18 protein-coding genes are annotated in these 18,695 nt (G+C 60.6%); 7 read left to right on the plus strand and 11 right to left on the minus strand.

Going from position 1 to position 18,695, the window contains the following annotated elements; genetic code table 11:
• Window positions 1–44: 44 nt before the first annotated feature.
• From GWQ29_RS14605 to GWQ29_RS14615, 3 genes are all read right to left on the minus strand, one after another.
• A complete protein-coding gene (locus tag GWQ29_RS14605; protein ID WP_275919717.1) occupies window positions 45–1,139 on the minus strand; it encodes an ABC transporter permease in 1,095 nt (364 codons plus the stop codon).
• A gap of 109 nt (window positions 1,140–1,248) precedes the next feature.
• Window positions 1,249–2,178 carry an ABC transporter ATP-binding protein gene (locus GWQ29_RS14610; RefSeq protein WP_275919718.1) on the minus strand — a complete coding sequence of 310 codons (930 nt, stop codon included), beginning with the start codon at window positions 2,176–2,178 and terminating at the stop codon, window positions 1,249–1,251.
• A complete protein-coding gene (locus GWQ29_RS14615; RefSeq protein WP_275919719.1) occupies window positions 2,171–3,145 on the minus strand; it encodes an HlyD family efflux transporter periplasmic adaptor subunit in 975 nt (324 codons plus the stop codon). The genes GWQ29_RS14610 and GWQ29_RS14615 overlap by 8 nt, the downstream gene beginning before the upstream one ends.
• Window positions 3,146–3,433: 288 nt before the next feature.
• Here GWQ29_RS14615 and GWQ29_RS14620 point away from each other — a divergent pair, with 288 nt between their 5' ends.
• The 3 genes from GWQ29_RS14620 (at window position 3,434) to GWQ29_RS14630 (ending at window position 7,226) form a co-directional block, all read left to right on the plus strand.
• On the plus strand, window positions 3,434–5,101 hold the full coding sequence (locus tag GWQ29_RS14620) for a FapA family protein (protein WP_345893337.1): 1,668 nt from the start codon (window positions 3,434–3,436) through the stop codon (window positions 5,099–5,101).
• A gap of 169 nt (window positions 5,102–5,270) precedes the next feature.
• Window positions 5,271–6,080 (plus strand): sugar-phosphatase, encoded by an 810-nt coding sequence (gene yidA / locus GWQ29_RS14625; protein ID WP_275919720.1) that lies wholly within the window; start codon window positions 5,271–5,273, stop codon window positions 6,078–6,080.
• Window positions 6,081–6,446: 366 nt separating this feature from the next.
• Window positions 6,447–7,226, plus strand: coding sequence for a gamma-glutamyl-gamma-aminobutyrate hydrolase family protein (locus GWQ29_RS14630; protein ID WP_275919721.1), 780 nt, complete (start codon window positions 6,447–6,449; stop codon window positions 7,224–7,226).
• On the opposite strand, the gene GWQ29_RS14635 is transcribed toward GWQ29_RS14630, so the two are convergent.
• Entirely contained in the window at window positions 7,223–7,618 is a 396-nt protein-coding gene (locus tag GWQ29_RS14635; protein ID WP_258394232.1) for a hypothetical protein, read from the minus strand. The genes GWQ29_RS14630 and GWQ29_RS14635 overlap by 4 nt on opposite strands.
• A gap of 133 nt (window positions 7,619–7,751) precedes the next feature.
• On the opposite strand from GWQ29_RS14635, the gene GWQ29_RS14640 reads away from it, so the two are divergent.
• Window positions 7,752–9,278: a mechanosensitive ion channel family protein gene (locus GWQ29_RS14640; protein ID WP_275919722.1), complete on the plus strand. Its 1,527-nt coding sequence runs from the start codon at window positions 7,752–7,754 to the stop codon at window positions 9,276–9,278.
• A 41-nt stretch (window positions 9,279–9,319) separates the two neighbouring features.
• On the plus strand, window positions 9,320–9,718 hold the full coding sequence (locus GWQ29_RS14645; RefSeq protein WP_275919723.1) for an STY0301 family protein: 399 nt from the start codon (window positions 9,320–9,322) through the stop codon (window positions 9,716–9,718).
• A gap of 29 nt (window positions 9,719–9,747) precedes the next feature.
• On the opposite strand, the gene GWQ29_RS14650 is transcribed toward GWQ29_RS14645, so the two are convergent.
• The 6 genes from GWQ29_RS14650 to GWQ29_RS14675 all read right to left on the minus strand — a co-directional run bounded on the left by GWQ29_RS14650 (window position 9,748) and on the right by GWQ29_RS14675 (window position 14,759).
• Window positions 9,748–10,458 carry an HAD-IA family hydrolase gene (locus tag GWQ29_RS14650; RefSeq protein WP_275919724.1) on the minus strand — a complete coding sequence of 237 codons (711 nt, stop codon included), beginning with the start codon at window positions 10,456–10,458 and terminating at the stop codon, window positions 9,748–9,750.
• A gap of 116 nt (window positions 10,459–10,574) precedes the next feature.
• Entirely contained in the window at window positions 10,575–11,543 is a 969-nt protein-coding gene (gene xerC / locus GWQ29_RS14655) for a tyrosine recombinase XerC (protein WP_005316155.1), read from the minus strand.
• The gene (locus GWQ29_RS14660; RefSeq protein WP_275919725.1) at window positions 11,536–12,216 is read right to left on the minus strand and encodes a DUF484 family protein; all 681 of its coding nucleotides are present in this window, start codon (window positions 12,214–12,216) and stop codon (window positions 11,536–11,538) included. Before GWQ29_RS14660 ends, xerC begins: the two co-directional genes overlap by 8 nt.
• An 82-nt stretch (window positions 12,217–12,298) precedes the next feature.
• Window positions 12,299–13,129 (minus strand): diaminopimelate epimerase, encoded by an 831-nt coding sequence (gene dapF, locus GWQ29_RS14665; RefSeq protein ID WP_011899114.1) that lies wholly within the window; start codon window positions 13,127–13,129, stop codon window positions 12,299–12,301.
• A 182-nt stretch (window positions 13,130–13,311) separates the two neighbouring features.
• Window positions 13,312–14,562: a diaminopimelate decarboxylase gene (gene lysA, locus GWQ29_RS14670; protein WP_005316164.1), complete on the minus strand. Its 1,251-nt coding sequence runs from the start codon at window positions 14,560–14,562 to the stop codon at window positions 13,312–13,314.
• Between the two features lie 20 nt (window positions 14,563–14,582).
• Entirely contained in the window at window positions 14,583–14,759 is a 177-nt protein-coding gene (locus tag GWQ29_RS14675; protein WP_073531790.1) for a lipoprotein, read from the minus strand.
• A 73-nt stretch (window positions 14,760–14,832) separates the two neighbouring features.
• Here GWQ29_RS14675 and cyaY point away from each other — a divergent pair, with 73 nt between their 5' ends.
• Both cyaY and GWQ29_RS14685 read left to right on the plus strand, forming a co-directional pair.
• Window positions 14,833–15,147: an iron donor protein CyaY gene (gene cyaY, locus GWQ29_RS14680; RefSeq protein WP_005316166.1), complete on the plus strand. Its 315-nt coding sequence runs from the start codon at window positions 14,833–14,835 to the stop codon at window positions 15,145–15,147.
• Window positions 15,144–15,797 carry an alpha/beta fold hydrolase gene (locus tag GWQ29_RS14685; RefSeq protein ID WP_219591687.1) on the plus strand — a complete coding sequence of 218 codons (654 nt, stop codon included), beginning with the start codon at window positions 15,144–15,146 and terminating at the stop codon, window positions 15,795–15,797. Before cyaY ends, GWQ29_RS14685 begins: the two co-directional genes overlap by 4 nt.
• Window positions 15,798–15,916: 119 nt before the next feature.
• On the opposite strand, the gene GWQ29_RS14690 is transcribed toward GWQ29_RS14685, so the two are convergent.
• The gene (locus tag GWQ29_RS14690; protein WP_058394812.1) at window positions 15,917–18,448 is read right to left on the minus strand and encodes a class I adenylate cyclase; all 2,532 of its coding nucleotides are present in this window, start codon (window positions 18,446–18,448) and stop codon (window positions 15,917–15,919) included.
• Between the last annotated feature and the right edge of the window lie 247 nt (window positions 18,449–18,695).

Genomic DNA, 18,695 nt, shown 5'->3' on the forward strand with positions numbered 1-18,695 from the left:
GCATCAACCGCCGCTACCCGCGCAAGCTGGCATCGGCGTACGCTTCAATCCAGACTCTTCTTGAACCTGTGGGCGGCCAGGGTCAGCACCAGCAGGGTGAACCCCGCCAGCCAGAGCACATCCGGCAGCAACTCCGACAGCTCCCCGCCCCGCAGCACTATGCCCCTGATCAGCCTCATGAAGTGGGTGGCAGGCAGCACCTCTGCAATCCACTGGGCCGCCACCGGCATCCCCTCGTACGGAAACATGAAGCCCGACAGCAATATGGATGGCAGCAGTATGAACACCGTCATCTGCATCGCCTGCAACTGGGTCTGTGCCAGAGTGGAGATGAGCAGCCCCAGAGTCAGGCTGGCGGCAATAAACAACAGGGTCGCCAGCAGCACCTGACTGAGTGCCCCGTTGATCGGTACGTCAAAGATGAAGTGGCCGAGCCCGAGTATGATGGCCACCTGGACCAGCCCCACCCCGATATAGGGCAGTATCTTGCCAAGCATCAGCTCCATGGAGCTGACCGGGGTAGTGATGAGCAGTTCCAGATTGCCGCGCTCCCGTTCGCGCACTATGGCCGCCGAGGTGAACATGATCATGGTCATGGTGAGGATCACCCCGAGCAGACCGGGCACTATGTTGACCGCAGATCGCCTAGCCGGATTGAAGTAGAGCACCGTCTCGAAAGTGGGTGGGGTAGATTCAAGGCCCGGTTTCAGATCCGAGAGCGGCATGTTGCGAAGGCCGAGCAGGGCCCCGGCTATCATGGTATCCGAGCCATCCACCAGCCACTGCCCTGCCGTCTCACCGGCGCTGAGGCGGCGGCTCAAGTCAGGGGGCAGCACCAGCACGGCCCGCACCTCGCCCCGGGTCAGGGCGGCTTCGGCTTCCTGTATCCCCACGTAATGACGTTCTATGCGCACCACCTGGCTCGCCTTCACCGCCTCCACCAGCAGCCGTCCCGGCACGCTCTGGCTCATCTCCACCAGCCCCACCGGTATGTGGCGCACATCCGTGTTGATGGCGTAGCCGAACAGCAGCAGCTGGATCAGGGGTATCATCACCACCATGCCAAACGTCAATCTGTCCCGCGCCAGCTGCCTGAGCTCTTTCTGGGTAATGGCCCAGAGCCGTCGCAGACTGTTCATCGACTCGCTCCTTCAGGGCTCATCACCGCCACAGTGCCAAAGGTCAATCTGTCACGCGCCAGCTGCCTGAGTTCTTGCTGGGTAATGGTCCAGAGCCGTCGCAGACTGTTCATGCCTCTGGCTCCTGACCGGTACAGCTGACAAACACATCCTCCAGACTGGGCCTGACCAGCGCCATGGCAGCTCCGCTCAAGGCCGGACAGGCCTGCTGCAACCAGGCAAGCGGTTCAGCCAGCTCCTTGTCCACCAGCACCCGCAACCGCTGGCCAAGCTGGGCGGCGGATCGCACCTGTGTCAGCTGCAGCAACTGCTGCTTGAGCAACCGCAAGTCGCTGGTCTGCACTTCCACCACCCGGGTGCTCATGGCATCCATCAGCGCCTGTGGTGACCCCTGGGCCCGCACCTGCCCGGCCTCCATGATGGCCAGCGCATGGCAGCGCTCTGCCTCGTCCATGTAGTGGGTGGTCACCAGTATGGTGGTGCCCCCTTCGCTGAGATCGAACAGTTTCTCCCAGAAATCGCGCCGGTTCTGCGGATCCACCGCCGAGGTGGGTTCGTCGAGCAGCAACAGGTCCGGATGGTGGATCACTGCCGCCGCCAGCGCCAACCGCTGCTTCTGGCCGCCGCTCATGGCACCGGCCCGCTGCCGCGTCAGCGACGTCAGTTCATAGGTTACCAGCAACGCGTGCAGGCGCGCCGTCAGCGACTGGCCAGCCATGCCGTGAATGCGCCCCATAAACTCCAGATTTTCCCAGGTCGTCAGCTCGTCATAGAGGGAGAACTTCTGGGTCATGTAGCCGATCCGGCGCCTGAGCGCTTCAGCCTGTTTCGGAATGCTCAGACCCAACACCTCCACCTCTCCCGCCGAGGGAGTGAGCAGGCCGGTCAGCATGCGCAGTGTGGTGGATTTGCCGCAGCCGTTGGGGCCGAGAAAACCGTGGATCTGCCCTCTGGGCACGCAGAGATCCAGCCCGTTCACCGCCAGAAAATCGCCAAAGCGCCGGCTGACCCCCTTGGCAAGGATCGCCAGCTCACTCATGAGCAGGCCCCTCATCGCCGGGATCGGCCTGCAGCGGCAAGCCGCTCGGCAGATCCTGCGCCCCGTCGGGCAGGTCTATCTCGGCCAGATAGACGAGTCGGGCCCTGTCCTGTTCGTTGAGGGCGTAGTAGGGAGTGAAAGCCGGTTCTTTCGAGATCCAGCGCAACCGGCCGGTGAGCGGCTCGGTCACCCCATCCACCACCACCCGCACCGGCTGGCCGATGCGGTAACTGGCGAGGGAGGGCTCAGGCACATAGACCCGGGCGTAGGGTGCCTGATCCGCCTGAATGGCGGCCAGCACGGCACCGACCGACACCCTTTCGCCGATATGATAGGGCAGGCTGTCGAGTCGACCACTGCGAGTGGCAGTGATGGAGAGATCCGCCAGCTCCCGTTCGGCCAGCGCTACCTCGGCACTGGCTGCCTGCAAGGCAGCATCGGCCTCGTCAATGTCTTCGCTGCGCACGCCACGGGCCAACTTGTCGAGCTGCTGGCGGGCCCCATCCTGCTCGGCCAGCGCGCCGTCGCGCAGGGCGCGGGCCTTGTCGAGATCCGCCGGGCTGACCAGCTTCTGACGCACCAGTCGGTCGATGCGCACGAAGTTGCGCTCGCTCTCCCTGACATTGGCTTCAGCCTTGTCGAGATTGGCACGGGCGGCGGCAATGTCCTCCGGTCGCTCGCCATTGGTCATGCGGGCGAGGGCAGCACGAGCTTGCGCCTCCCCGGCACGGGCGCGGGCCAGCACCGCCTGCTGGCGGCGATCGTCCAGCCTTGCCAGCAGGGTCCCCTCCTCCACCATGCTCCCCTGGGCCACCGGCAAGGCCCGGATAATCTCGCTGGCGGTGGCAGTCAGCAGCACCCGGTCCCGCTCCAGCGTACCGAGCGCCGTGGTAGAAACCTGCGGCTGGCAGGCAGTCAGCAGGCTAAACAAACCTAAAGGCAACAGGCAATGACGCAAGATCGACACTCCTCTCGTGACCTGCAATCTCGTCCCGATACAAGGCATTCCGGGGCGCTGGGCCGGCACGTCTCTCACTGACAAGCCGGTTCATTGAGTGGTCAGCATACCCGCTGTCATCCCTGATTTCCTCGTCCCAGCTCACCCATTTGTACTTAGCGCGTTGACCCAAAAAGAGAAATACCCGAATACTGCAGACCGGCGTGATGTTGATGACTCGCGTTTTTAATAAAAAGCCGATTAAATGGAAGCAAGAAGCGATCTCACTGGGGATCATGACGAGAGTAAGGGAGCCGGGTGTTAAGCAAAGAGTGGTTACTGTTATCAGCCGATATGGAATACGCCTGTCTGCGCATCGTGCCCGGGCTGACCAAACCCGTTTCGGAGAGCAACATTCTGGCGTTGTTGCAGGCCTCCAACTGTCGCCGCTACCAGCCGCTGCCGGAGGGGATCAAGCAGGCCATCAGCTTGCTCAATACCCTGTTGAGCAACCCGGCCGCCCCGCTGCCCCGTAACCCTGTGCCCATCGCCCAGCGCCACGATGCCCGTGTCACACTGATCGTCGAGAAGGACCGGATGAGCGCCGTCGCCCAGATAACCGCCGATTGGGGTGGCAAGTGTCTCACCACAGAACAGCTGGAGCTGGCAATCCAGGCCAGCGAGGCCAACCAGGGAATTCAGGATGCGCTCATTGCCGCAGCCATACAGACCGCCAGGGAGGCGGCACCGGGCTCCTTGCTCAAGTTGCCGGTGGCGCTGGGCCAGGCAGCGGTCAATGGCAAGGACACCCATCTGGAGCTGCTGGTGGAGACACCCGCCGAGCGGATCCTCAAGCCCCAGGAACAAGATAATGGCCGTGTCGACATGCGGGATCTGGGCACCATAGTCACGGTCAAAGCCGGTGCCCAGTTGATGCGGCGCCACCCTGCGACCAAGGGGGTGCCCGGTTTTACCGTCACGGGCCAGGATCTGCCCGCCAAAGATGGCAAAGACAGCGCCATGAGCGCAGGCGATGGCACTTGTCTCTCCCCTGACGATCCGGATTTGCTGCTTGCCAGCCGGGCCGGTCTCCCCTGCAAGGAAAAAGCGGGCATGAAGGTAGATGAGGTCTTGAGCGTCAAGCAGGTGGATGCTCGCCACGGCCATATCACCTTTGAAGGGGGGCTCATCGTCAATGCCGACGTCCAGCCCGGCATGAAGGTCAAGGTCAGTGGCGACATCGTCATCGGTGGTTTTATCGAAGGGGCCGAGATCGAAGCCGGCGGCAGCATAACGGTACGCCATGGCATCATAGGTCGGCGCAACGAGCAGGGGGAATACCTGTGCCGCCTCAGTGCCCAGGGCGAGATCCACGCCAGTTATGCCCAGTACGCCAAGCTGGAAGCAGGGGGCGACATCCAGATCCAGAGCCAGCTCAACCATTGTTACAGTTGCAGCGGGCAAGACATCAAAGTGGGCGACACCAATATGCGTAAAGGGCATCTGCTCGGCGGCACCAGCATTGCCAATCGCCTCATCATGGCCCCCATTCTGGGCGCCTCAGCGGCCAACCACACCAAGTTGCAGATCCTTGGCGGCTACTTCACCCACAAGGAGCAGGAGCTGGCCCTGCGCCAGCGCAAGCAGGAGTGCCGGGATCAGTTGGACAAGCTGCAGGATCTGCTGCTCAAGTTGCTGCAGTTGCCCACCGACAAACGCAACCCCGAGACCCTGCAGAAGATAAAGCTGATCCGTACCAAGCATCTCGAGGAGAGCAAGCTGCTGGATGAGCAGCTGGAGGCAGCCCAGGAGGAGCTGCAAAAGCTGATGGCGGAGATGGATATCATCGCCACCCAACGGGTCTTCTCCGGGGTCGAGGTGGAGATGGCCCACTATCACTGTCGGGTCGATATCGAGCATGGCCCCATCCACTTTGCCATTCGCGAAGATCAGGTGCAACTGACCCCTTACGTACCGCAAAAATGACCCTGGCCGGAGACAACCGGCCCTCTCCTCATTGCCCTTCCACCTTGCGAGCAGGCGCCCAATACTCGGAATCCATCCCGTCAATCCGTGATCCAGACGGCGATTTTCGCTACACTCGGCCTCCCATTGGCCCCATAGGGCGGGCCAGCCAGACTTCAGGTAGTGAGAGATGTACAAGCTGATCGCATTGGATATGGATGGCACCCTGCTGAACCCCCAGGGCCAGATTTCACCCCGCACCCACGCCGCCATTGCCGCCGCCCGCGCCAAGGGAGTGACAGTGGTGCTTGCCTCGGGCCGCCCCCTGGAAGGGATGAGCCGCTATCTGGCAGAGCTCGGCCTCACGGGTCAGGATGACTACGTCATCTGTTACAACGGCGCTCTGGTGCAGCAGGTTGCCGACCAGCGCATCATCCGCAGCCAGCTGCTCACCGGAAGCGACGCCAGCGCCATCGCCAGACTGGCCGACGAGCTGGAGGTGAACGTACACGGCTTCTCGGTCAGTCAGGGCCTCATCAGTCCCAAAGTCAGCACCTATACAGAGCACGAATCCCGCCTCATCGGCATGCCCATCAATCTGATCGATTTTGCCACTCTGGCGGCCGACGAACAGATCATGAAGGTGATGATGATCGACGAGCCCCCCCGGCTCTCCCGCGCTATCGAACGCCTACCAGCCGAACTGTACGAGCGCTACACTGTGGTGCAGAGCGCCCCCTTCTTCCTCGAATTCATGAACAAGCAGAGCAACAAGGGCACAGGAGTCGCCGCACTGGCCGAACATCTGGGCCTTGACGCCTCCCAAGTCATCGCAGTGGGGGATGCAGGCAACGATCATCACATGATTGAATACGCCGGACTGGGGGTGGCCATGGGCAACGCCACCGATGAAATCAAGGCGCTGGCCCAACACATCACGGGCCGCAACGACGAGGATGGCGTCGCCCAGGTGATCGAGCTGTTCATCCTGAACGCCTGAGCCAAACAAGGGGCCTCCACCAGGGCCCCTTCTGCTATCCGGCCAATCTGGTCAAATGTTTAATATATCCACCACAGCCATCCCCTTCATACCCACTGCATCCCGTCAAGGCCCCTATAAAAGGGACTCAAGCCTGTGTATCGCTCATGATGATTAACATTTCAGTATCATTTCGTTTGACATATTGAACGGCCTTGGCAGACTGAGATCAGGATCCAGGCCGTCATTGCCCACGCTGACCGACGATTCTGGTACTGCGGCACGACCCTGATCCCACGACCATGCCTTGAGGCATGCCCTTGCCCTCTCGCTGGCAGCAAGGGCCTTCCCAAGGCGCAGGACCGCAAAGGATAGCCAAGGTGAATCATGACTCGCATCCCCCACACCCCATGTAAGCCCGTCGTACTGATGACAATGGGTGCCCAGCCCCGCAACGGTCATGCCTATCAGGTAATGACCCACAAATACATCACGCCCCTGGTGGACATCAGTGGCTGCGTCCCCCTGCTGGTACCGACCTGCTGCGGAACGGAAGACCTGGCGCAGTATCTGGATCTGGCCGATGGCGTCTATCTGAGCGGCGCCGGATCCAACATAGATCCTGCCCTCTATGGCCAGGAGAACCTTACCCCGGAGAAGCAGCAGGACAGAGACAGGGATCTGTTCGACATTCCGCTGGTACGTGCCGCCCTCGATCGCGGTCTGCCAATTCTCGGGATCTGTCGCGGCATGCAGGAGATCAACGTAGCCCTCGGGGGCGACATACACCAGAAGGTCTACAACGAGCCCGGTTATGACGATCACAGGGAAGATTCGGACGATCCGGTCGATGAACAGTACGGGGAGAGTCACCAGATTAAACTGGTGCCCGGCAGCTGGTTTGCAGATCTGATGGGGCAACCTGCTATCCCCGTCAACTCGCTGCATGGACAGGGGATCAAGACGCTGGCAAAGGGGCTTGAGCCGCTGGCCCATGCCGAAGACGGGCTGGTCGAGGCCATTCATGCCCCCACCCTCTCCCCCTTCCTGCTGGCGGTACAGTGGCATCCTGAGTGGAAGGCGACCGAAAATCCCCACTCCATCAAGATCTTCCAGGCCTTTGGTGACGCCTGCCGCCAACGCCGTGATGCCACTCCCGACAACTAGTCACCGAACCCACGCGGCTTGAGCTTGGGCAAGCCACCGCGCTCGGGACGCATAGTGCTGCACACATCCATGCCCTTGAGCCCACGCTGGATATGATCCGGCGTGTGGCCAAACACCATGCCGTTGCTGCGATAAAGGTTGTCATCGTCGAGCTCGAACAGCTCGCCACCAATGAGCATCTGTTCACGGCCATCCACCACCTTGCCCCGTTTCAGCGGCAGCGTCATGTCGGTCAGCACCTCGCCGGTGGCACACCCCTCAAGCCAGCGGGCCTCGTCGGAGAATGGGGTAATGGCAATCTCGCGCCAGGAGCCATCCCTGAACTCGACCCTGTATCTGTCAGTGAACAGATCGCATCCAGCCAGTGGCAACAATACCAACAAGCAGATGATTTTCTTTGTTAATTGCACCAAGTCACACTCTCCTGTCGAGACTGACAACAGCATAAATAAATCGTGTCGCCAGCGCACCCCTTCCCCTTGTCTAACCAGCTATGCTGGAAATATCCAACGATAAGGGGCTGTTATGTTTAGCGATAATTTCATTGCCCTACCTACCTTGCAATGGATTGGCGAACACCCGTTCTGGACCCTGCTGACCCTGTTCTTGCTCATCACCCATTTTTTGCGCAGCCCGGGGCGGCGGCGCGAGCTGATTTCCGAGCTCGGCTTCGTCATGATGAGCATGGTCGTGATCCTGCTGATCCAGTTCGAGGGAGGCTGGTTCCGCCTGCCGCTACCCCACCACTGGCTGGTGGAGATCTCCAGTCTGCTGGCCGGTCTGGTGCTGGTGAAGGTCTGGGGCATACTGCTGTTCCAGTTTCTGCTGCCCCTGTGCCAGATCCGCATACCGCGCATCATAGCGGACATCGTCATCACCGTCGGCTACATCAGCTGGTGCCTGTTCCGGCTATACGCTTCCGGCATGGCCCTTGGCGAGATCGTCACCACCTCGGCCGTCATCACCGCCATCATCGCCTTCTCCATGCAGGACACACTGGGCAACCTGCTGGCTGGAGTCTCCATCCAGCTGGACAACTCCATCGCCATCGGTGACTGGTTGCAGGTGGAAGCCATCCAGGGCCGGGTGGTGGAGATCAACTGGCGCGCCACCACCATGGAGACCCGCAACTGGGAAACCGTGGTGATCCCCAACAGCCACTTGCTCAAGCAGCGTTTCACCGTGCTGGGACGGCGACAAAATGCCCCCCTCCAATGGCGGCGCTGGGTCTGGTTCGATCTGACCCTGGATACATTGCCGACCCAGATCATCGCCCTGATCGAGAAGTCCTTGCGGGAAACCAATCTGCCCTGTGTGGCCAAATATCCTCAACCCGACTGTCTGTTGATGAATGTGGAAGGGGGAATTGCCCGTTATGCCGTTCGCTACTGGCTGACCGACCTGGCGCGGGACGACCCGACCGATTCCATGGTGCGCAGCCTGATCGATGCCGCCCTGCGCCGTAACGACCGGCGTCTCACCCCCCCCATTTTCAATGTCTTCATGGCCAAGGAGAAACAGCATCAGGATGCCCGCCACAAGCGCCACACCGTCGAGCGCACCGCCACCCTGCGCAAGTTGCCGCTGTTTGCCATGTTGCAGGAGGATGAGCTGATCCAGCTCGCCGATCAGGTCAAATTCGCCCCCTTTGTCAGTGGTGACATCATGCTGGAGCAGGGGGAGGTTTCCAGCTGGCTGTTCGTGCTGGTCAAAGGAGAAGCTGAAATGCTGGTCAAAGTGGAGGGGCGTGAATTGCCGCTCGGCACCCTCAACACCGGCGACTTCTTCGGCGAGCTGAGCCTGCTCACCGGCGACCCCAGTCCATTCACGGTGCGGGCACTCGGCACCGTTGAAACCTACCGCATCAATCAGGCCATGTTCCAGGAGCTGGTGATGCACAGGGAGTCTCTGGTCGAGCCGCTCTATCGGGTGCTGAGCAGTCGCGAGCAGGAGCAGCAGACACTGTTGGCAAGGGAGGCGGAGTCCATGAAGCAGCCGCCGCAACAGCGTGATCTGCTCAATAAACTGATGAAGCTGTTCAGTGGAGGATGACGTAGCATGGGGCACCACATGATGCCGGGAGACCCCACACAATGTTACTGACCGCACTGGCTTTGAGCGCCAGTTTGCAATTTGACTGCCCGCCAGCCATAGACACCCGCCAGCAGCTGCTGAGCCAGCCTCTCGGCTGGCAAGCCGTGGCCCGGAACAACCAGGGAGAAGCGGGCCAGACCCTGAGCCACAGGCTGGATAACCTGGCCCTGTTCGATGGTGATCCGGGCGAGCTTGCCCAGCTCAAACCGGACAATGGTGACAACGACGAGACTCACTACTGGAGTCTGGACAGCCGCAATCCGCGACTATTTTATCTGGTCTGCCACTATGGGGGCACAGCCATCACCTTGCAGCAGGCGCTCCCCTCGGGCATCAACTACTGCCGCGTCAACCAGACCGACCATGACCAGCTGCTCGGACTGATTTGCCGTCAATAAGGGCCGCAAACAGCAGCCGGCAAAAACGATCAGAGCAGCAGGTCTGCCAGCTCTCCCAGTCCGTTCAGTTCCACATCCGGCAACAATGGCAACTGCCGCCAGGAGCGCTGGCGGTCATTGAGCCAGGCGGCGCGAAAGCCGTGCAGGCGGGCGCCCAGCACATCCGTCACTGAATGATCCCCCACGTGAAGTATCCGGTCTGGTGCCAGCTTGAGGGCAGCCTGCGCCTGGACAAACATGTCCGGCGCCGGTTTCATCCTGGCACCCGCCCCCGCCTTGCAGACCAGGGTGAAGTAATCATTCAGCCCGGCCTGGGCCAGGTCCAGATTGCCATTGGTGATCACCACCAGCGGATAGCGCTCGGCCAGTCGTGCCAGCAACTCATGGGTCGCGTCACTCACCTCAATCTTTGAGCGTTCGACGAGAAAGCCGGCGAACACCTGCTCCGCCTCGCGACTGGCGATGGCTGCCGCCATGCCTCCCTGCAACATGGCCTCATGAATGGTCCGCTGGCGCGCCAGACTGACATCCTGGCGCAGCTCGGGCTGGGCGATCAGCATGGTGCGCTTGAGATCCAGCCAGCGCGGCTTGTCCAGCATGGCGGTCGCCAGGTATTCGCTGCGCAGATGCTCAAGCATCCACTGCTCGGCCAGTTCAATGGCCGGGCCGTTGTCGTAGAGGGTGTCATCGAGGTCGAACGAGATGGCAGCAACCGGCTGCCAACGGCGATAAAAATGCATTCATGCTCCTTCACGGCGGGGTTATCTGGCCCCCTTGTTCATCTTCCGGCATATCTGGCTACCCTGGCGGTTTGGATGCTCAGATAACCCCAGACACTCCTTCACAGAGGTAAAGGTCACTCATCTTCCGGCGTGGCAGGATCCCGCTTTGCTCTTGGGTGGGCATTGTCATAGACCTTGGCCAGATGCTGAAAATCGAGATGGGTATAGATCTGGGTAGTGGAGAGATCCGCATGACCCAGCAGCTCCTGCACGGCACGCAGATCGCCGGAGGACTCCAGCATGTGAGTAGCGAAGCTGTGGCGCAGCTTGTGGGGATGGACGTGGGCATTGAGCGCCTGCTTGTTGCCCCAACCATCGAGCCGCTCCTGTACGGAACGGGCCGACAGCCGCTGTTTGCGCTTGGAGACGAACAAGGCGTCAGCCTCGTCCCCCGCCAGCAGAGGGCGTACCTTGAGCCACTTGTGCAGCCACTCCACCGCCATTCTTCCCATGGGCAGCACCCGCTCCCGCGAGCCCTTGCCGGTCACCTTGAGCTGACGGTCATCGAGCTTGATGTCACCCAGATTGAGCCCCACCAGCTCGGCCAGCCGCAGGCCGGAAGAGTACATCAGCTCCATGATGGCCCGATCCCGTACCGCCAGGGGATCCTGCTCGTCTGTGATGTTGAGCAACTGGTACATCTCGTCCACATCCAGATTTTTCGGCAGCGGTCGCCCCTGCTTGGGGGTCACTATGCCGCGGGCCGGGTTGGCGGTGAGCCGTCCCTGGCGCACCTGCCAGTCGCAGAAACTGCGCAAGGCGGAGATCTTGGTAGAAAGGGAGCGGGGAGCGAGCCCGGCCTTGTGCATCCGGGTCACCAGACTGCGCACCTGGCTCGCCTCGAGCCGGGCCCAGTCGCTTACACCCAGCCTGACCAGCTCGGCGGCCATGGCCTGCAGATGGGATTCATAGTTGCTGCGAGTGTGAGGGCTGAGCTGGCGCTCGACCCTCAGGTATTCGATAAAGGCCGCCAGCTCATCGGCCAGAGAGGCTGGCAGAGGCTCGGCTGCAGGGGCAGACGCTTTGGCCGGTTCCCTAGCCATGGGTCAGTTCAGGCAGACGCAACTGCAACAATCGACCCAGCTGACCCAGCAGCAGGGTGTCGTTATGGGGGCTGAAGTGGCTGGGATCGGAACTGGCAAAGGCCAGCACGCCGAGATCGCCGAGCCGCATCAGGGCCACGGAGTTGACCAGCACATCGTGGCCAAACAAGGCCTGCTTCTCACTCTGGTTGAGGCGGCCAAAATAGTAATCCTGCCCCGGCAGCCGTTGACCCAGCAGTTGCTCGAGTTGCTTGCCATCCGCCATGAAGCGCAGCTCGGGGCCGCTCAACTGGAATTTCTTCGGACTGAGCCAGAGCCGCAGGCCGGTCAGCCGCAGCCGCTGCACGAACGCCTTGCCCATCACGGCGCTCACCTCGAACAGAGACTGGCAACCATAGAGCTCGCCGTAGAGGTCGGCATAGACCCGGAAGATCCGCTCGTTCTCGCTGGCAATCCCCATCAACTCGGTGATCTCCTGCTCCAGCTGCTCGATGCGCTCCCGCTGCCTGTCCATCTGGCGTTCAACCAGAGAGACCGAGCCTTTGCGTTCATGGGGAATGCGGATCCGGTCCAGCGTGGCCGCGTGGCGCTGGAAAAACTCGGGATAACGGGCCAGGTACTCCAGCACTGTGGCTTCATCCACCAGTGGCTCCTGCCGTTTGAGTTCGCTCATAAATTGGTTGGTCCATTACAGAAAAAGGGCACTGGGCCCTGACATTATCGCGCAGCAGAGAGGGCTTGCGCCCTCGTCATGCCTATAACTCTATCTGGCCGTCGAATACATGCTCGGCCGGGCCCGTCATATAGACCGGCTGACCCGGCCCCTTCCAGGCTATGGTCAGCTTGCCACCCGGCAGACTGACGGTGACCCGCTCCTTGAGCTTGCCCTGACTGATGCCAATCACCGCCGCCGCACAGGCTCCAGTACCGCAGGCCAGGGTCTCACCCACACCGCGCTCGAATACCCGCAAGCGGATCTCGGTGGCGTTGACCATCTCCATGAAGCCGACGTTGACCCGTTCAGGGAAACGCTCGTGCCGCTCCATGATGGCACCCAGAGTCTCCACAGGCGCATCGGCCACCGACGGAACTTCAATGACGCAGTGGGGGTTCCCCATCGAGACCACACCACACATCACAGTATGCTCTTGTGCCCGCAACAGATAGGTTTTTTCCGCCTTCTGAGCCCGAAACGGGATCTTGCCCGGCTCAAACTGGGGAACCCCCATGTTGACCGTGACCTGATTCTCCCCTTCCAGCTGCAGGCTAATGCGGCCACGGGCCGTGCTGACCGCGATGCGATCCCGGTTGATCAGCCCCTTGAGGCGCACGAAACGGGCGAAACAGCGGGCACCATTGCCGCACTGCTCCACCTCGCTGCCATCGGCATTGAAGATGCGATAGTGGAAGTCGAGTTCAGGGTCATAGGGCGGCTCCACCAGCAACAGCTGGTCAAAACCGATCCCGAAGTGGCGATCCGCCAGCTTCTTGATGACGTCATTGCTGAAAAACACCTTCTGGGTGACACCATCCACCACCATGAAGTCGTTGCCCAGCCCATGCATCTTGGAAAAATCTATCAACATAGTGCGTTCCTGTACCCTTTAGGCAGTAAATGCTCGGCGCACCAGCGATCCGCTCAATCGTGCGTTCCCCTGCTATCAGGGCCGTCAATGCTCGCAACACCGGCAATCGGTCAACTGCTCGCGCGTTCAACGCACACAGAGACGCGTCTGGAAAATCCAGTCGCCGTGGTGCCTTCCTGTGTTCAGGGCAGTAGATGCTCACCACGCCAGAGATCGGCCAACTGCTCGCGCTCTCTGATGAGGAAGGATTGGGTGCCATCCACCAGCACCTCGGCCGCACGCGGACGAGTGTTGTAGTTGGATGACATGGTAAAGCCATAGGCACCAGCGGAGCGTACCGCCAGCAGGGAGCCCTCGGCGATAGCCAGGGTGCGCTCCTTGCCGAGGAAGTCACCTGTCTCGCAGACCGGGCCGACCACGTCATACAGCGCCTTCTCATGGGCCGTGCGGCTGTCCACCTCTATGATGTTCATCCAGGCGCCGTAAAGAGAGGGGCGCAGCAGGTCGTTCATGCCGGCATCGATCAGGGCAAAGTTGCGGGTTTCACCCGGCTTCAGGTACTCCACCCGGGTCAGCAGCACACCGGCGTTGGCGACGATGGCTCGGCCCGGTTCGAACAGCAGGGTCAGATCCCGACCCGCCAGCTTCTGCTTGAGCGCCTCGGCATACTCGGTGGGATGAGGTGGCTGCTCGGCACCATAGTTGACCCCGAGGCCGCCGCCCACGTCCAGGTGATGGATGTGAATACCTTCCGCCGCCAGGGTGTCGATCAGGCGCAGCAGCTTGTCGGCCGCCTCCATGAAGGGGTTGAGTTCGGTCAGCTGGGAACCGATGTGGCAATCCACCCCCTTGATCTCTATGTTGGCCATGGCCGCCGCCTTGCGATAGATGGCAGGCGCCTGCTCGATGGGGATGCCGAATTTGTTCTGCTTGAGGCCGGTGGAGATATAAGGGTGAGTGCCGGCATCGATATCCGGATTGACCCGCACCGAGACCCGGGCCTTCTTGCCCATACTGCCCGCCACCCGGTTCAGACGCTCCAGTTCGGCTTCCGACTCCAGGTTGAAACAGAGGATCTCTTTATCCAGCGCCAGCCGCATCTCGGCTTCGCTCTTGGCCACGCCGGAGAAAACCACCTTGGCCGGATCACCGCCCGCCGCCAGCACCCGCGACAACTCGCCGCCGGAGACGATGTCAAAACCCGAGCCCAGACGGGCCAGCAGGTTGAGCAGCGCCAGATTGGAGTTGGCCTTGACCGCATAGCAGATCAGATGGGGAATATCGCCCGCTGCCTGATCGAAGGCATGCCAGTGGCGTTCCAGGGTCGCACGGGAGTATACGTACAGCGGGGTGCCGTATTGCTCGGCAAGGTGTTGCAGCGAGGTTTGCTCGGCCTGAAGCTGGCCGTCGGCATCGTAGTTAAAGTGATCCAAGGGGGCGGTTCCTTCCTAAATTATTGCGGCGCGGCCTCTGGGGCAGCTTCGACGGTCGCAGGCGTCTGTGCTTGCGGTGTACTCTCGGTCTGGGGCTGCTCGGGAGGCGGCATGTAAAGCGGTCCCGTCAGGCCACACGCGGCCAAACCAAGAGACAGAAGAGTGGCGAGCAGACACTTGGTAAGCTGGGTAATCATAATGGTTCGCTGCGAAAAAATTTTTGGCCCTCTATAATCGCACTCACATTGTTAAAAGCAACAGGATAAACCGATGAAGGATCACGAGTATCACGCCCTGACCGACGCCTTTTTCCAATATGTGGAAGACACTGTCGACGCAGGATATCCGGATATTGACTGTGAACGTGCCGGTGGGGTCTTGACCCTGTCGTTCGAGAACAAGACCAAGGTCATCATCAACAAGCAGGAGCCCCTGCACCAGATCTGGGTCGCCACCCGCGAGAACGGTTTCCACTTCGAGCTGCAAGGGGAAACCTGGATAGACAACCGCTTCGGCCATGAGCTCAAGGCGCTGCTGACCAAAGCCTGTACCACACAGGCAGGTGAGTCAGTGGTATTCCCATGATTGACATTCATCCACAGGATGCCCGCCACGCCGTGATCTGGCTGCACGGGCTGGGGGATTCCGGAGCCGGGCTGGCCCCGCTGGTGGACGCACTGGACTTGCCTGCCGACCTGCCGGTTCGTCATCTTCTGCCCGACGCACCCGAGCGGCCCATCACCATCAACATGGGCTACAAGATGCGCGGCTGGTACGACATCAAGAGCTTCGACGATCCGGCGGACCGCGCCGTTGAGTCACATGTGCGTGAATCCGCCGCTCGCATCGCTGCCCTGCTGGACCAGCTGGTGGCCGAAGGGTTTGCCCCAGAGCGCATCCTGCTGGCCGGTTTCTCCCAGGGCGGAGTGATCGCCTCCTTCACTGCTCTGCGCCATCCGGTTCGGCTGGCTGGCCTGCTTTGCATGTCTACCTATCTGGCTGCGCCCGAACAACTGGTCGAGGAGATGAGCGAGGCCGCCCGCAGCCTGCCCATCTGCTACATGCACGGCATCTATGACGACGTGGTGAATCTCTCCATGGGCTGGGATGCCAAGAACCGGCTGGAAGCGGCGGGGCTCACCCTCGAGTGGCACGAATATCCGATGCGCCACGAGATCTGCCGCCCCCAGCTGGATGACATCCGTCACTGGCTGCTGGCACGCCTCAGTGCCTGATCGGGCTCACGACGGATAAAACAACGGCCTGCTTCTGCAGGCCGCTTTATATTCGATTTGTTCGAGGATGTTCTTGAGGCTGCTTGCCTCTCTTGCGACCCTTCGCCGGGCCACATGAGCTAGCCAGTGGCAGACCCCAGCTCGCGGGCCGGACTGGCGTTGTCACGCATCTGCCCCTGACTGCGGTAGGGGATCACCTCCAGCTCGCCATTGATCTGCACTATCTCGTAGTACTGGGGCAAGTTGAAGTTGCTGAACTGGCCCGCATCACTGAAACGCTCGTGACTGGAGGCATAGAAACGGTTCACCCCCTGCACCAGCTCATCCTTGTTGCCAGCAAAATGCTGGTAGATCTCCACCCGGTTCGCCTCATCCAGAATATAGATGTTGGTGCCCGCATCCCGGGTATCGAAGAAGAACTGCACCAGCCCTTCACTGGCGTAGGCATCGACTATGTCGGGCAGATGCTGACTGTGGGTCTTGTCGAGCCGCAGCGGCAGGTGATCCAGCTTGTTGTGGGAGATATGGCGGTAGAAGTCGATGGCGTTTTCCAGCTTCTTGACCGATACCCCGCGCCGTTCGAAGAAGATACCGTACTTCTCGCGACCCAGCGCCAGCGTCTTGACCAGTTGCAGCTTGTCGCGCGCGAGACGCAACTCGATGCACTCGGCCACCAGTTGCTGGAAGCGGGTCCGAATAAGAGAGCGGAAATGCTGGCTGTAACAGAACACTTCGATCATCTCGGGAGCCGCCGCATCCTGATGCATCTTGCCGAGAATGGTGGTGAGAGCATCCACCACGGCTTCGTCGCCCTGGAAGTGCAGGGTACGGATCTCGCTCCAGGAGTTGCGATAGACCAGGTCCACCGAGCCCACCAGACACTCCTGATTGCGACCGAACGAGAACACATCGGCAGCATTGGCATCGAACTCGATCACCTGACCCATCCAGTGGCTGGTCGGGTCCGTCTCCAGGTTGAGGAAAATGGAGAGCTGACGGATCTCGCACGGACGGCTGAGGGCCAGGTTGGTGGCGCGGGGATACTTGACCGGGAAGGTACCGGACAGGTCGCGGCAGAACTGGTGCAGATTGTCGATGTGCAGATCCGATCCCTGATTGAACAGGTGCACCCGGGACTGGGGCGTCAGCAGACCGTTGAAGTAGGCCCAGGAGACCAGCTTGCTGATGTAGCCGTTATATTCGAGCGGCGCCCGGCCAATGATGTCTACCGGATCCAGTGAATGCTTGTAGAGATACCAGCCGGCGCGGTTGAGGCGACCATGAGGAACCTGCACTAGGCTCAGATCCGGCTCACTCAGATCCGGCGCTATGGTCAGATTGATGCGCTGCACCTTGCCCGGCAGGCTCTCGAACGCGGCGTAGAGCTTGCGTGACAGTATGCCTATGTCTTCCGGATTGATGGACTCGCTGATGTTGTTGCGCCGGGCAAACTGGATCAGGTTGCGATAGCTCTGCATCAGGGCTTCCAGCAACTCGGCGTGGGCCACCTTGACGTCTTCGACCTTCCACTCCTGGCGGTGATCCAGATGGTGGAGCCGCTCCGGGCTCCAGCCCCAGTAGGAGACCAGCTGGGTCATCTGCTCGCGGCGCCAGGCCGGGGAGTGCTCCTCCTTCGGATGGCTGAGGCCGTCACACACTTTCAGATAGAAGCAGCGGCGCACCAGATCGAGGCGCTGCATGTCACCAATGGACTTGAGGTAGTTGGTCACCTTGTCCAGCATCAGACAGTAGTTGTCGAGCCGGTAGTGCATGCCATCGTTGTGCTGGAACCAGTCGCGACTGGTGACCGACAGCAGACGGGTGTTGGGATACTCGTGAGAGTAAGCCTCCATCAGCACCGACTTGAGCACGGCTTTGTAAGGGGAGTCGATGCCCTTATAGAGCTGCCACAAGGCGGAACCGAAGTACTCCTCGGCCGGAATCCGGTTGAACCCACCCAGATCGAGCCAGTCATCCTGGCTCAGCTTGCCATCCGCAAACAGGCTGTCCACATACTCGTCGTAGTGATCGTCATACTCGGCAGGCACCAGATACCAGAGCAGGCGCTTGCCCGCGATCAGCATGGCACTGCGGTAGAACTCGTCGAGCAGCAACAGGTGCTGGGCGCTGCCACAGCTCTCTCCCTGCATCTGGGCGTCGTTGCACTGGCGGAACTTGTCTTCGGGGATCAGGAAGAAGTTGAGATCCACTCCCCGCTGCTCGGCCCACTTGGAAAGTTGCTGACACTTGAGATCCAGCAACTCGAGCCGCGCCTGCGACAAACCGGCCACGTGGCAGACCCAGATGTCGAGATCCGAGTGGCAGCACTGACCGATGGACGAAGTGCTGCCCATGGAATAAAGCCCCTGGATCGACTTGTCATGGGTAGTGAGGCCGTTCTGGCAGTTGGCGTTCTGGCACAGATCCTGGATGAAGGCCTGCTGGGCCTCGTTGGCGGTAAAACTCCAGATGCCGTGGGGCACATCACCTGCCACATAACCGGGCAACAGGGGATGATTGAAGTGCAGCATGACAGGCAGCAGTTGGAAGACCTGCTGCCCATAGCGACTCATGAGACCTAACGCCCGTTGCGTCTTGAGACGATTGAGTTCGTCGTAGCGCGCCACCAGCGTATCGAGTTTTACCAGCAATGCCCTGCCTATACCAAGGTAAGAAATGACGCACCAAAACGGGGAGACGTCAAAAAAGTGTGATCATGTTAACAATGCAAACAGCGGTGGTAAACAAGCCCGCACTGAATCACCGGATTATTTCTGACAAGCCACTAAACAGTATCAATGGAAAGCAATAAAAATTAATAATTTCATGTAGTTAATAAATTAATCTGCCTTAATGAAAATCATTTTCAGCAGCCCTTTTTGAGCTTGGCCCCGCTTT

Source organism: Aeromonas sp. 2HA2, from assembly GCF_029237345.1.
GTDB classification, from domain to species: domain Bacteria; phylum Pseudomonadota; class Gammaproteobacteria; order Enterobacterales; family Aeromonadaceae; genus Aeromonas; species Aeromonas salmonicida.